The sequence below is a fragment of the Streptomyces sp. NPDC006602 genome, assembly GCF_042870385.1.
GTDB lineage: Bacteria > Actinomycetota > Actinomycetes > Streptomycetales > Streptomycetaceae > Streptomyces.
Genome location: NZ_JBIAHG010000011.1, coordinates 94,862 through 108,204, shown reverse-complemented (window position 1 = coordinate 108,204; position 13,343 = coordinate 94,862). Strand labels below are relative to the sequence as shown.

Below are 13,343 nucleotides of genomic sequence, written 5' to 3'. Positions count from 1 at the left end.
CCCCCCTCACCCGAACGGGAACCCCGTGTACCCCTCGGCCAGGTCGGTCTCGGCGGCCCGGGAGGAGGCGAGCCGTTCCAGCCGGGCCAGCTGGAGGCGGTCCTCGAAGGGAGTGGCGTCGGGGGCGCGGTGCAGGAGGGTCGTCATGTCGTAGGAGAACCGTTCGGCCTGCCAGACGCGGCTGAGGCAGGTCGCCGAGTAGGCGTCGAGCAGCTCGGCCGAGCCGGTCTCCTTCTCGTACGTCAGTGCCCTGGCGAAGGTGACGACGTCCCCGACGGCGAGGTTGAGGCCCTTGGCTCCCGTGGGCGGCACGATGTGGGCCGCGTCGCCGGCCAGGAACAGACGGCCGTGCCGCATCGGCTCGTGGACGTAGGAGCGCATCGGGGTGACCGACTTCTGGGTGATCGGGCCGCGCTCCAGGCGCCAGCCGTCCGCGGTCTCGAACCGGCGCTCCAGTTCCGCCCAGATGTCGTCGTCGCTCCACGCCTCGGCGTCGGCGCCCTCGGGCACCTGGAGGTAGAGCCGGGAGACGGACGGGGAGCGCATGGACAGCAGGGCGAAGCCGCGGTCGTGGTGGGCGTAGACCAGCTCGTCGTGGGAGGGCGGGACGTCGGCGAGGATGCCGAGCCAGCCGAAGGGGTACGTCCGCTCGAAGGTCCGGGACACCGGGGCCGGGACCGCTTCGCGGGCCACTCCCCAGAAGCCGTCGCAGCCGACGACGTAATCGCACTCCAGGACGTCCTCGACGCCCTCGTGCCGGAAGCGGACGCGGGGGCTGGGGGTGTCGGCGCCCTCGACGGCCAGCGCCTCCGCCTCGAACAAAAGCGGGCCGCCCTCCTTGAGCTGGAGGGCGATGAGGTCCTTGCAGACCTCGGTCTGGGCGTAGACCATCACCGACCGGCCGCCGGTGAGGGCGGGGAAGTCCACGCGGTGGCGCTTCCCGGCGTAGCGCAGCTCTATGCCGTCGTGGCGCAGGCCCTCACGGTCCATGCGCTCCCCGGCGCCGGCCGCGCGCAGTACGTCCACCGTGCCCTGTTCCAGGATTCCGGCCCGCTGCCGATGCTCGACGTAGGCGCGGTCGCGGCTTTCCAGGACGACCGAGGCGATGCCGGCGTTGTGGAGCAGCCGGGCGAGGAGGAGGCCGGCGGGGCCCGCTCCGATGATGCCGACGGTGGTGCGCATCGACCAGCCTCCGTGTGTCCGTTGTTCCATCAGTGTGACGCGTTCGCATAGTGAAGTTTACTTCACTTACTTTCGGACATGAGTTTCCGACCGCACGCGCCCGCTGTCAACGGTCGCGCGGTGAACTCTTTGATGGAGGGTGCAGGTGCCCGAAGTGCCCGGAGCCGGACTTGAACCGGCACGCCCGCGAAGGGGCAGCGAGGTTTAAGCTCGCCGTGTCTGCATTCCACCATCCGGGCAGGCCATGGGCTCCGCATCGAGGTTCCGAGCCTATCGGGATACATGCCCCGAACATCCGCGGGGTGGACCCATGTTGTCTTATTTTATTGATGCCTGAGGGAGCATCAGCACCCGGATCAGGCCATCCGCACTTGCCAATAGCCTTGCGTGCGACGTCCGGACGCGCCTGCGGAATGACGGAATTTCACCGTCCGAACGAGGGGGCTCCACCTGTTCTGCGCAAGGCGGCCCGCGTGGAGGCGATCAGGCGACAGTCAGGGTGGCCGTCATCCCCAGGTATGACACCGCGGAGTGTGGTCCGACCCGAGGCTGCCTTCAGAACCGGAACAGCGGCTGACTACACGGCGGCTCGCGGCCCCGACGATGGATGACGTCCCCTCCGACACATCCCTCGTCCTCCTGGAGTGCCTTCTCGTGACCACCGCATCCATCGCCGGCCGGGCCACCACCGTGGCCGCGCGTGCCACGGATCTGTCGAAGATCTACGGACAGGGCGAGACCCAGGTGGTCGCCCTCGACCGGGTCTCCGTCGACTTCCGGCAGGCCGAGTTCACCGCGATCATGGGACCCTCGGGGTCCGGCAAGTCGACGTTGATGCACTGCGTGGCCGGTCTGGACACCTTCTCCTCCGGTTCGGTGCGCATCGGCGAGACGGAGCTCGGCTCCCTGAAGGACAAGCAGCTGACCAAGTTGCGCCGGGACAAGATCGGCTTCATCTTCCAGGCGTTCAACCTGCTGCCGACGCTGACGGCCCTGGAGAACATCACGCTCCCGATGGACATCGCGGGCCGCAAGCCGGACAAGCAGTGGCTGGACTCGGTGATCGCGATGGTCGGCCTCGCCGACCGGCTCGGCCACCGCCCCTCCCAGCTGTCCGGCGGCCAGCAGCAGCGCGTCGCCGTGGCGCGCGCCCTGGCCTCCCGGCCCGACATCATCTTCGGCGACGAGCCGACCGGAAACCTCGACTCGCGCGCGGGTGCCGAAGTACTGGGCTTTTTGCGCAACTCCGTACGGGAACTCGGGCAGACGGTCGTGATGGTGACCCACGACCCGGTGGCGGCGGCGTACGCGGACCGGGTGGTGTTCCTCGCGGACGGGCGGATCGTCGACGAGGTGTACGAGCCCACCGCCGAGTCCGTACTCGACCGCATGAAGGAGTTCGACGCGAAGGGCCGTACCAGCTGATGTTCCGCACCGCCCTGCGCAACGTGTTCGCGCACAAGGCCAGACTGCTCATGACCGTGCTCGCCGTGATGCTCGGCGTGGCCTTCGTGTCGGGGACCCTGGTCTTCACCAACACCATCTCCGAGGCGTACCAGAAGAGTTCGGCCAAGGGCTTCGACCAGGTCGACGTGGCCGTGGAGCCCGAGACCCAGGAGGACAAGGGCGACACCGTCGGCAAGACCGCCGAGCTGACCGAGGCACTGCTCGACGAGAGCGCGAAGGTTCCGGGGGCCGCCTCCGCCATCGGCGTCGTCAACGGCTTCACCGCCATCGCCGACAAGGACGGCAAGCTGATCGGCGGCGGCTTCCAGTCCCGGGGCGGGAACTACTGGGGCCCCAAGGACGCCCGGTATCCGCTGGTCAGCGGGCATGTGCCGAGCGGTGCGGGCGAGGTGCTCATCGACTCGCAGACCGCGCAGCGCGCCGGGTACGAGGTCGGCGACACCGTACGGCTGTCGGTGGACGGCCCGGTTCTCGACCCGAAGATCACCGGCATCTTCACCACCGACGACGGCAATGTCGCCGCCGGCGGCAGCCTCGCCCTCTTCGACACGGCCACCGCCCAGCGGCTGTTCGGCAAGACCGGCACGTACGACCAGATCGACGTGCGGGCAAAGGCGGGCGTCAGCCAGGCCGCGCTGAAGGCCGAACTGGACAAGGCGCTGCCGAAGGACGTCGTCGAGACCACGACCGGACAGCAACTGGCCGACGACCAGGCGGAGATGATCTCCTCCTCGATGTCCGGCCTGAAGCAGGGACTGCTGGTCTTCGCGGGCATCGCGCTGTTCGTCGGTACGTTCATCATCGCCAACACCTTCACCATGCTGGTCGCCCAGCGCACCAAGGAGCTGGCGCTGCTGCGGGCCGTAGGGGCCTCGCGCCGGCAGGTCACCCGCTCCGTCCTCCTCGAGGCGTTCGTGGTCGGCGTGGTCGCCGCGGTGACCGGCCTCGCCGCCGGTATCGGCATCGGGGCGGGGCTCAGGTCGCTGATGGGCTCGCTCGGCGCGACCGTCCCGGACGGGCCGCTGATCATCACGCCGGGCACGGTCGGGGCGGCTCTCGCGGTCGGCGTCCTCGTCACCATGCTGGCGGCCTGGCTGCCGGGCCGCCGGGCGGCGAAGATCCCGCCGGTGGCGGCGATGAGCAGCCTGCACGCCGCGGCGACCACCAAGTCGCTGGTGCTGCGCAACACCCTGGGCGCGCTGTTCTCCGCGGCGGGCATCGCGGTGATCCTCGCGGCGACGACGATGTCCGGCTCGGACGGCCAGGCCCCCATGGGCCTCGGCGCCGTCCTGCTGATCATCGGCGTCTTCATCCTCACCCCGCTGCTGTCCCGCCCGCTGATCGCGGCCGCGGCACCGCTCCTGCGGGTGTTCGGCGTCTCGGGCAAGCTGGCCCGCCAGAACTCGGTGCGCAACCCGCGCCGTACGGCCGCCACCGCCTCCGCCCTGATGATCGGCCTCACCCTCATCACCGGCATGACGGTGATGGCGGGCAGCCTGCAGAAGTCGATCGACAAGATGGCGGCCTCCGCGATCAAGGCGGACTACGTGGTCTCCATGGCGAACGGCAACGAGCTGTCCCCGGACGTCGAGCAGAAGCTGGGCCGGGTCGACGACGTCACCGCCACCAGCCCGCTGCGCAACGCGCCCTCCCGCATCGACGGCGAGACCGAGTACCTCACCGGCGTCACGGGCGCCACCATCGCCGAACTGACCGACCTGAAGGTGGACAGCGGTTCCTTCAAGGTGGGCGGCGCGCAGGTCGTCGTGGACGAGAAGACGGCCACGTCCCACGGCTGGAAGGCCGGTTCGCGCTTCACCGTCTCCTACGAGGACGGCAAGAAGCAGGAACTGAGCGTCGCCGGGGTCTACGAGGGCAACGAGATGATCCAGGGCATCATCCTGGACAACGCCACGCTCTCCTCGCACCAGTCGGACCCCGCCGACATGCAGGTGATGGTCAAGACGTCCGACGGCGCGTCCAGCGCGACGAAGGACGAGCTGGAGAAGACCCTCGGCTCCAACCCGGCCATCAAGGTCCAGGACAAGAAGGACCTCTCCAACGACATCGCGCAGATGTTCACCCTGATGCTGAACATGGTCTACGGCCTGCTGGCCATGGCCGTCCTCGTCGCGGTCCTCGGTGTCATCAACACCCTGGCCATGTCGGTCTTCGAACGTTCCCAGGAGATCGGCATGCTCCGCGCGATCGGCCTGGACCGCAAGGGCATCAAGCGGATGGTCCGCCTGGAGTCCCTGGTCATCTCCCTCTTCGGCGGGGTCCTGGGCATCGGCCTGGGCGTGTTCTTCGGCTGGGCGGCCGGCGAACTGCTGGGCACGAGGATGTCGACGTACGAACTCGTCCTGCCCTGGGCCCGGATGGCGGTCTTCCTGCTCCTGGCGGCGACGGTGGGCGTGCTGGCCGCGCTGTGGCCGGCCCGGCGGGCGGGCCGGCTGAACATGCTGGCGGCGATCAAGTCGGAGTAGTGGTACGGCAGTCGGGGCCCGTCGCCGGTGGCGACGGGCCCCTCTTGTTGTCTGCTTCAGTTCCAGGTACGGGCCCGCAGCGGCATCCCCGAGTCACCGGACTCGGGAGTGCGGACCGCGAGGACCTGGTTGACGCCGATGCGGTTGTGCTCGAAGGCGAGCGCGGAGGCGGCCATGTACAGCCGCCAGACCCGGGCCCGCCCGGCCCCGGCGAGCCGCGCCGCCCGCGCCCACTCCGCCTCCAGGTTGGTGACCCAGCGGCGCAGCGTGAGGGCGTAGTGCTCGCGGATCGACTCGACGTCCCGCACCTCGAACCCGGCGCGTTCCAGCTGGGTGACGGTGGTGCCGACGGAGGCGAGTTCGCCGTCGGGGAAGACATAGGAGTCGATGAACTCGTCGACGCTGTAGGTCGATTCGTCCCGCTGGGGCCGGCGGGCGATCTGATGGTTGAGCAGCCGCCCACCGGGCTCGAGAAGCCGGCCGAGCACCTCGGCGTACTCCAAGTACCGCTCGGCACCCACATGTTCTGCCATCCCGACGGAGGAGATCGCGTCGTACGGCCCGTCGGTCACGTCCCGGTAATCCTGTACGCGGATCTCCACCCGGTCGGTGAGTCCCTCGTCGGCGACGCGCTTGCGGGCGTACGCGGCCTGCTCACGGGAGAGCGTGATGCCGACGACGCTCACGCCGTGCTCGCGGGCGGCGTGGATGGCCATGGAACCCCAGCCGCAGCCGACGTCGAGGAGACGCTGTCCGGGCGTCAGGCCGAGCTTGCGGCAGATGAGTTCGAGCTTGTCGCGCTGGGCGGCTTCCAGGGTGCCGCCGTCGGACTCGGGGGCCTGCCAGTAGGCGCAGGAGTACACCATGCTCGGGCCCAGGACGATCTCGTAGAAGTCGTTGCCGACGTCGTAGTGGTGGCTGATGGCGCGCCTGTCGGTGCGCTTGGTGTGCAGATGGCGGCGGGGTCTGCGGACCTCCTCGCGGGGCGGGGCGGGCGGCAGCGGTGGCCCGGCGAGGGCGACGAGCCCGCGTACGGCGGCCCGCACCTCGGGGTCGCGCAGGGCCTGGGCGAGGGTGCGGGCGTCCTCGCCGCGCTCCCAGAGGAGGCCGGACACCAGGTCGAGGCCGGCGTAGAGGTCCCCGTCGATGTCCAGGTCCCCGGCGACCCAGGCACGGGCGAGCCCCAGCTCGCCGGGCTTCCACAGCAACCGCCGCACGGCCCGCCGATTACGCACGACGAGTGTCGGCGCGCCCGGCGGCCCCGCCTGTGAACCGTCCCAGGCGCGGATGCGCACCGGTAGCGGTACACCCAACAACTGTTCGACGAGGCTCTTCAGCCGCAGGGCGGCGTCTGCCATGGCGTTCACCTCCGTGACGAGGGATCCCGGAATGTCCAGTACCCACGTAAACACCTGCGAGGCGGCGTCGCAGTCCCTCGTTCGCGTTACAGCTGCGCAAAATGAATGCATCCCACACGGACTTCACCCGCCCGCCCGCCCCCTCGGAGGCCACGGTCACCTCCTGTCGGACCGAGTCGGGTGGTGGGGGCCGGCGTCCCCGGGGGCTGGGGGCGGAGCCCCCGGGGACGCCGGCCCCCACGCAGGGAAAGGCCGAAGGGGCCGCCCGCACCACGGATGGCGGGCGGCCCCTTCGGGGCGTTCAGTGACCGGAGGTCAGGAGGCCTTGGCCTGTTCGGCCTTCGGCTTCTCCTCGGCCTGGCGCTTGCTCTCGGCCTTGCTCGCGGCAGCGACCGGAGCCGGCTTGGCCGCCTCGTAGAACTCCTCGCGCGGAGTCTCCAGCGCACCGAGTGCGACGACCTCGCGCTTGAGGAACATGGCGAGCGTCCAGTCCGCGAAGACGCGGATCTTGCGGTTCCAGGTCGGCATGGCCAGACCGTGGTAGCCGCGGTGCATGTACCAGGCGAGACGACCCTTGAGCTTGATCTTCATCTTGCCCATGACGATCATCGCGACGCCCTTGTGGAGGCCGAGGCCCGCGACCGCACCCTTGTTGGAGTGCGAGTAGTCCTTCTGCGGGAAGCCCCGCATACCGGAGATCACGTTGTCGCCGAGGACCCTCGCCTGACGGAGGGCGTGCTGCGCGTTCGGGGGGCACCAGGCGTTCTCGTTGCCGGCCTTGCGTGCGGCGACGTCCGGAACCTGGGCGTTGTCGCCCGCGGCCCAGATGTAGTCGGTGCCCTTGACCTGGAGCGTCGGCTCGCAGTCGACGTGACCGCGGGGGCCGAGCGGAAGGCCGTAGCGCGTGAGGGCGGGGTTCGGCTTGACGCCGGCCGTCCACACGATGGTGTTGGAGTCGACCTCGAGGCCGTTCTTCAGCACCACGTGGCCGTCGACGCAGGAGTCCATGGAGGTGGAGAGGTAGACCTCGACCCCACGGCCCTCCAGGTGCTCCTTGCCGTACTGGCCGAGCTTGGGGCCGACCTCCGGCAGGATCTTGTCGGCGGCGTCGACGAGGACGAAGCGCATGTCCTCGCGGGAGACGTTGTTGTAGTACTTGGCCGCGTCGCGGGCCATGTCCTCGACCTCGCCGATGGTCTCCGCACCGGCGAAGCCACCGCCGATGAAGACGAAGGTGAGCGCCTTGCGGCGGATCTCCTCGTCGTTCGTGGAGTCGGCCTTGTCGAGCTGCTCGAGGACGTGGTTGCGCAGGCCGATGGCCTCCTCGATGCCCTTCATACCGATGCCCTGCTCGGCGAGGCCGGGGATCGGGAAGGTGCGGGAGACCGCGCCGAGGGCGACGACCAGGTAGTCGAAGGGCAGCTCGTACGCCTCGCCGACCAGCGGGGAGATCGTGGCGACCTTGCGGTCCTGATCGATGGTGGTGACCCGGCCGGTGAGGACCTCCGCCTTGGGCAGCACGCGTCGCAGCGGGACGACGACGTGGCGCGGGGAGATGCTGCCGGCGGCGGTTTCGGGAAGGAAGGGCTGGTAGGTCATGTACGACCGGGGGTCGACGACCGTGACGGTCGCCTCGCCGTAGCGCATCTTCTTCATGATGCGCCGAGCTGCGTACAGGCCTACGTACCCACCGCCTACTACGAGGATCCTGGGACGCTCCGTGGTGCTCATGCCATCGAGTATCCACCCGCCTCAGGGGGGTCGCTCGTGCGCCCCTTCACAAGCTTCCCGGGGGTGTGTGCTATTCTCCGCCGCTCGCGTGATCCACGTCATGGTGCGGAGCAGGAACCGGCGTGTAGGGCGGGGCGTTGTCAATGCCGCGTGAGCTGCCTCTCTGGGTCGAAACCACTCCCGTGAGGCGCCTGCGACCCCCCTCCCCATCGCCCCCGCGATACGTCCGTGCCCGTCTGTTTTGAACACGTTCACAGGGGCGCGGGGCGCCCGGAAGGGCCAACGGACCCATCTTCGTCCCCCGAGAGGGCCGAATTCCTTGTGAAGAACTTCACGAACTTTCTCGGCGGTGTCGCACCGAGTGCCCCGTGAAGGCCTCTCGCACGTGCTCAAACGGGCATCCGGCCTGCTCAGCAGAGTGCTACGCGAGCTCTTCCGCCGCTTTCCACGCGATGCCGTCGAGGATGTCGTGCTCGCTCACCACGACCTCCTCCGCGCCGATCCGCTCCATGATCGAGAGCAGGACGAGGGCACCCGCGGCGATCACGTCCACCCGGCCCGGATGCATCGACGGAATCGCCGCGCGCTCGGCGTGCGTCGAGTGCAGCAGCCACTCGGTGATCTCGCGGACCCGTTCGTGCGGGACACGGGAGTGGTGGATGGCCGTCGAGTCGTACTCGGGGAGGTCCAGGGCGATCGCAGAGATCGTCGTCACCGAGCCGGCCAGACCCACCAGCGTGTGCGCCTCCCGCAACGGGACCGTCTGCTCGGCGAGGTCGAGGGCCGCCTCGATGTCGGCCCGCATCGCCGCGATCTGCTCCTCGGACGGCGGGTCGCTCACCACCCCGTCGTGGACCAGGTGCCGCTCGGTCATCCGGACGCAGCCCACGTCGACCGAGCGCGCCGCGCGCACGTGGTCGTCGCCGACGACGAACTCGGTCGAGCCGCCGCCGATGTCCACGACGAGGTAGGGCTTGGCGAGGTCGTCGCGGCCGGTCAGTTCCTTGGTGGCGCCGGTGAAGGAGAACTCCGCCTCCTGGTCGCCGGTGACGACCTCCGGTTCCACCCCGAGGATGTCCAGCACCCCTCGTACGAACTCGTCCCGGTTCTCCGCGTCCCGGGTGGCGGAGGTCGCCGCGAAGCGCAGCCGCTCCGCACCGTGCTCCTTGACGACCGCCGCGTACTCGCGGCAGGCGGCGAACGTCCGCTCCAGGGCCTCGGGGGCGAGCCGGCCGGTGCGGTCGACGCCCTGGCCGAGGCGGACGATCGTCATACGGCGGTCCAGGTCGACCAGTTCGCCGGTCGCCAGGTCGGCGTCGGCGACGAGGAGCCGGATGGAGTTCGTACCGCAGTCGATGGCGGCGACCCGGGTCACTTGGCCTCCTCCGGAACCTGGGCGGCGTCCTGGGCGGACGTCACGCACGTCCCCTTCCGCCACCACTCCGGCAGCATCTCCAGCGCCTCGTCGCCCAGCGGGTTGACCCCGGGGCCGGCCGCCAGGGAATGGGCAACCAGGACGTGCAGGCACTTCACCCGGTCCGGCATGCCGCCCGCGCTGGGGAAGCCCTTCAGCTCCTCGATCTCGTCGCGGCGCCGGATGTAGTCCTCGTGCGCGGCGCGGTAGGCGGCGGCGAGCTCCTGGTCCTTCTCCAGCCGCTCGGTCATCTCCTTCATCACGCCGTTCGCCTCGAGGGTGCCGATGGCGGAGTTCGCCTTGGGGCACGTCAGGTAGTACAGCGTGGGGAACGGCGTGCCGTCGGGGAGGCGGGGGGCCGTCTCGACGACGTCCGGCTGACCGCAGGGGCAGCGGTGGGCGATGGCGCGCAGACCGCGCGGCGGCCGGCCGAGCTGCTGCCTGAAGGCCTCGACGTCCGCGTCGGTGGGCTCGGTGCGCGCAGTAGGGGGCGGGGGCGTTTCCATGCCTGTCTTTCTATCGGTCAGTTCGCTGGTCGGATCACTGGTCGGATCACTGGTCGGAGGCGTCGGACTTGTCGACGCCGTCCCAGACGTTCGCGTACCAGGGGCGGTCGGCCGCACCCAGGTCGGCGCGCGACTGCTTGGCCGCGTCCGGGTCGATGACGACGTAACCAGTCTCCCCCGGCAGCACATAGTGGAGCCGCTGCCGGATCTGCTGCTGCGCGTACGCGTCGTCCTGCCAGCGCGCCTTGAGGTCGCGCAGCTGCTCGACCCGCTCCCGGGCCCGCTCCTGCTGCCGCTCGAGACCGGCGATCTCGGCGCGCTGGGAGACGTACTGCCTTATGGGATACGCCAGGGCCACGATCAGCGTGCACAGGACCAGGGCGAGGAGCGCGGCCCGGCCGGTGAGCCGGGAGCGGCGGGCCTGCCGCTTGGTCTGGGAGCGGTAGACGCGCGCCGCGGTCTGCTCGCCGAGCAGCTTGATCCTGGTCGCGGTGGAGAAACGGTCCCGGTCCTTCACGGCCATGTTTCCCCGCCTCCCGTCTCACACGTGCGTACGTCCCCGCACACGGTACGGGACCGGTACGGGGACGTACGTACGACTGGCTAAGGCTTTGACCCCGTAAGGGGCAGCCCTTGAAGCGGTCGGACCTCGAAGGGTCAGACCTCGAAGGGTCAGACCTTGAAGCGCGGGAAGGCCGAGCGGCCGGCGTACACCGCGGCGTCGTCGAGGATCTCCTCGATGCGCAGCAGCTGGTTGTACTTGGCGACGCGGTCCGAGCGGGCCGGGGCACCGGTCTTGATCTGACCGCAGTTCACGGCGACGGCGAGGTCGGCGATGGTGACGTCCTCGGTCTCGCCGGAGCGGTGGGACATCATGCACTTGAAGCCGTTGCGCTGGGCCATCTCGACGGCGTCCAGGGTCTCGGTCAGCGAGCCGATCTGGTTGACCTTGACGAGCAGGGCGTTGGCGACACCCTCCTCGATGCCGCGGGCCAGGCGCTCCGGGTTGGTGACGAACAGGTCGTCACCGACGAGCTGGACCTTGTCGCCGAGCTGGTCGGTGATGGTCTTCCAGCCGGCCCAGTCGTCCTCGAACAGCGGGTCCTCGATGGAGACGAGCGGGTAGTCCGCGACGAGCTCGGCGTAGTACTCCGTCATCTCGGCGGCGGAGCGCTCCTTGCCCTCGAAGAGGTAGACGCCGTCCTTGTAGAACTCGGAGGCGGCCACGTCGAGCGCGAGGCCGATCTGCTCGCCGGGGGTGTAACCGGCCTCCTTGACGGCCTCGAGGATGAGGTCGAGGGCGTCGCGGTTGGAGCCGAGGTTCGGGGCGAAGCCGCCCTCGTCGCCGAGGCCGGTGTTCAGGCCCTTGCGCTTCAGCACCTTCTTGAGGGTGTGGTAGATCTCGGCGCCCCAGCGCAGGGCCTCGGAGAAGGACTCCGCACCGATCGGGGCGATCATGAACTCCTGGATGTCCACGTTGGTGTCGGCGTGCGAGCCGCCGTTCAGGATGTTCATCATCGGCACCGGCAGCAGGTGCGCGTTCGGGCCGCCCAGGTAGCGGAAGAGGGGGAGGTCGCTGGCCTCGGAGGCGGCGTGGGCGACGGCGAGCGAGACGCCGAGGATGGCGTTGGCGCCGAGCGAGCCCTTGTTGTCGGTGGCGTCCAGGTCGAACATCGCCTGGTCGATCAGGCGCTGCTCGGTGGCGTCGTAGCCGACGAGCTCCGGGCCGATCTGCTCGATGACGGCGAGGACGGCCTTCTCCACGCCCTTGCCGTGGTAGCGGTTGGGGTCACCGTCGCGGAGCTCGATGGCCTCGAAGGCGCCCGTGGAGGCGCCGGACGGAACGGCGGCACGGCCGGTGCTGCCGTCGTCGAGGCCGACCTCGACCTCGACCGTGGGGTTGCCTCGGGAGTCCAGGATTTCCCGGGCTACGACGACGTCGATGGACGGCACGAGCATCTCCTTCTTCAATGTGACGCTGGTCTCACGGAACCACGGTGGGTTCTGCGAGACGAGCCTAACCGGCTCCGGGCGATCGGCCAGCCTGTCGACCACCTCATGGACAGAACCGAAAGTAAATTGTTTCCGAACGGAACAAAAAGCGGGGCACAAAAAGCCCCGCCCCGGTGCGTACGGGGGACGACGCACCGGAGCGGGGAGCCCGTGGGGACGGGGGTGGCCCTCACGAGGCCTCCACTATGGAGTCCACGTCCAGGAGAGCGCTGTGGTTCAGCTACGAGCCGCGTGTCACTTCAGGTGCAGCTGCTGGCCCGGGTAGATGAGGTTGGCGTCCTGGACGATGTCCTTGTTCAGCTCGAACACCTTCGCCCAGCCGCCCTTGACGTCGTTCTCCTCGGCTATGGAGCTGAGGGTGTCGCCGGAGACGACCTTGTACTCGCCGTCGCCCTTCTTGACCTTCTTGCCGGTCGGGGTGGTGACGGTCTTCTTCGAGGCCGGGCGGTCCGCGGAACGGGAGGCCTGCTGCTCGGTGGAACGGGTCGTGGTCCCCGAGGAGCCGCTGGAGGTGTTCGACGAGGTGTCGGCGCTGCCGTTGTAGGCGGAGCTCGACAGGTTCACGCCGCAGTTCGGCCAGGCGCCCTTGCCCTGGGAGGCGAGGACCTTCTCGGCGACGGCGATCTGCTGGGACTTGGAGGCCTGGTTGGCCTGCGCGGCGTACTGCGTGCCGCCGTACGCGGCCCAGGTGGAGGCGGAGAACTGGAGACCGCCGTAGTAGCCGTTGCCGGTGTTGATGGACCAGTTGCCGCCGGACTCGCACTGGGCCACGGCGTCCCACTCGGAGGCGGTGGCGGCGGAGGCGTTGCCGGCCGCCATCAGCGGGGCGGCGACGGCGGCACCGGTGACACCGGCGATGGCGATGGCACGAGTGGCCTTGGACGGACGGCGGTGCTTGCCCTTGCCGGAAAACAGCATGGTGGATCCCCTCACCGACGCCTGCGAGGTGAGCTGTCGGGTTCGGGCCGGTTGAGTTGCCCGGCCACGTCCCTTGCGGAACATGGCTTCACCCCAAGCCGGAGCCAGCTTCAACTGCTGGTCCCGGCACTTACCTTGGGTCCCCCGCTCCTGCCTACGGCGCTTTACGCGACGACTGTTCCCGTACGGCCGCTGGCAGGATTCGGCGTTGCGGCAGTCGGGGCTCGTGTTGGCGAGCGGTCCTGACGGTAGACACGCGATCCGCGGA

10 protein-coding genes, 1 tRNA gene and 1 riboswitch are annotated in these 13,343 nt (G+C 69.4%); of the genes, 2 read left to right on the top strand and 9 right to left on the bottom strand.

Annotated features, from left to right (window positions below):
- Positions 1 to 6: 6 nt before the first annotated feature.
- Positions 7 to 1,182, bottom strand: a complete 1,176-nt coding sequence (locus ACFYO2_RS26395) for a 4-hydroxybenzoate 3-monooxygenase (RefSeq protein ID WP_388353783.1) — start codon at positions 1,180 to 1,182, stop codon at positions 7 to 9.
- Between the two features lie 155 nt (positions 1,183 to 1,337).
- Positions 1,338 to 1,421: transfer RNA gene (locus tag ACFYO2_RS26390), tRNA-Leu, on the bottom strand.
- A gap of 415 nt (positions 1,422 to 1,836) precedes the next feature.
- Between ACFYO2_RS26390 and ACFYO2_RS26385 the strand changes: the two genes are divergently transcribed.
- Both ACFYO2_RS26385 and ACFYO2_RS26380 read left to right on the top strand, forming a co-directional pair.
- Positions 1,837 to 2,607, top strand: coding sequence for an ABC transporter ATP-binding protein (locus ACFYO2_RS26385; RefSeq protein ID WP_388353780.1), 771 nt, complete (start codon positions 1,837 to 1,839; stop codon positions 2,605 to 2,607).
- Positions 2,607 to 5,135, top strand: coding sequence for an ABC transporter permease (locus ACFYO2_RS26380; RefSeq protein ID WP_388353777.1), 2,529 nt, complete (start codon positions 2,607 to 2,609; stop codon positions 5,133 to 5,135). The genes ACFYO2_RS26385 and ACFYO2_RS26380 overlap by 1 nt, the downstream gene beginning before the upstream one ends.
- Positions 5,136 to 5,191: 56 nt before the next feature.
- Here the strand turns inward: ACFYO2_RS26380 and ACFYO2_RS26375 are convergent, their stop codons facing one another.
- The 7 genes from ACFYO2_RS26375 to ACFYO2_RS26345 form a co-directional block, all read right to left on the bottom strand.
- Positions 5,192 to 6,493: a class I SAM-dependent methyltransferase gene (locus ACFYO2_RS26375; protein WP_388353774.1), complete on the bottom strand. Its 1,302-nt coding sequence runs from the start codon at positions 6,491 to 6,493 to the stop codon at positions 5,192 to 5,194.
- Positions 6,494 to 6,808: 315 nt separating this feature from the next.
- Positions 6,809 to 8,224, bottom strand: coding sequence for an NAD(P)/FAD-dependent oxidoreductase (locus tag ACFYO2_RS26370; protein WP_388353771.1), 1,416 nt, complete (start codon positions 8,222 to 8,224; stop codon positions 6,809 to 6,811).
- Positions 8,225 to 8,645: 421 nt separating this feature from the next.
- Positions 8,646 to 9,599 carry an exopolyphosphatase gene (locus ACFYO2_RS26365; protein WP_388353768.1) on the bottom strand — a complete coding sequence of 318 codons (954 nt, stop codon included), beginning with the start codon at positions 9,597 to 9,599 and terminating at the stop codon, positions 8,646 to 8,648.
- Positions 9,596 to 10,144: a DUF501 domain-containing protein gene (locus tag ACFYO2_RS26360; RefSeq protein WP_388353764.1), complete on the bottom strand. Its 549-nt coding sequence runs from the start codon at positions 10,142 to 10,144 to the stop codon at positions 9,596 to 9,598. Before ACFYO2_RS26360 ends, ACFYO2_RS26365 begins: the two co-directional genes overlap by 4 nt.
- A gap of 46 nt (positions 10,145 to 10,190) precedes the next feature.
- Positions 10,191 to 10,667, bottom strand: coding sequence for a septum formation initiator family protein (locus ACFYO2_RS26355; protein WP_388353761.1), 477 nt, complete (start codon positions 10,665 to 10,667; stop codon positions 10,191 to 10,193).
- A gap of 149 nt (positions 10,668 to 10,816) precedes the next feature.
- A complete protein-coding gene (gene eno, locus ACFYO2_RS26350; protein WP_388353759.1) occupies positions 10,817 to 12,103 on the bottom strand; it encodes a phosphopyruvate hydratase in 1,287 nt (428 codons plus the stop codon).
- 288 nt (positions 12,104 to 12,391) lie between these two features.
- Positions 12,392 to 13,075: a transglycosylase family protein gene (locus tag ACFYO2_RS26345; RefSeq protein WP_388353756.1), complete on the bottom strand. Its 684-nt coding sequence runs from the start codon at positions 13,073 to 13,075 to the stop codon at positions 12,392 to 12,394.
- A 3-nt stretch (positions 13,076 to 13,078) separates the two neighbouring features.
- Positions 13,079 to 13,247, bottom strand: a riboswitch (cyclic di-AMP (ydaO/yuaA leader).
- Positions 13,248 to 13,343 lie beyond the last annotated feature (96 nt).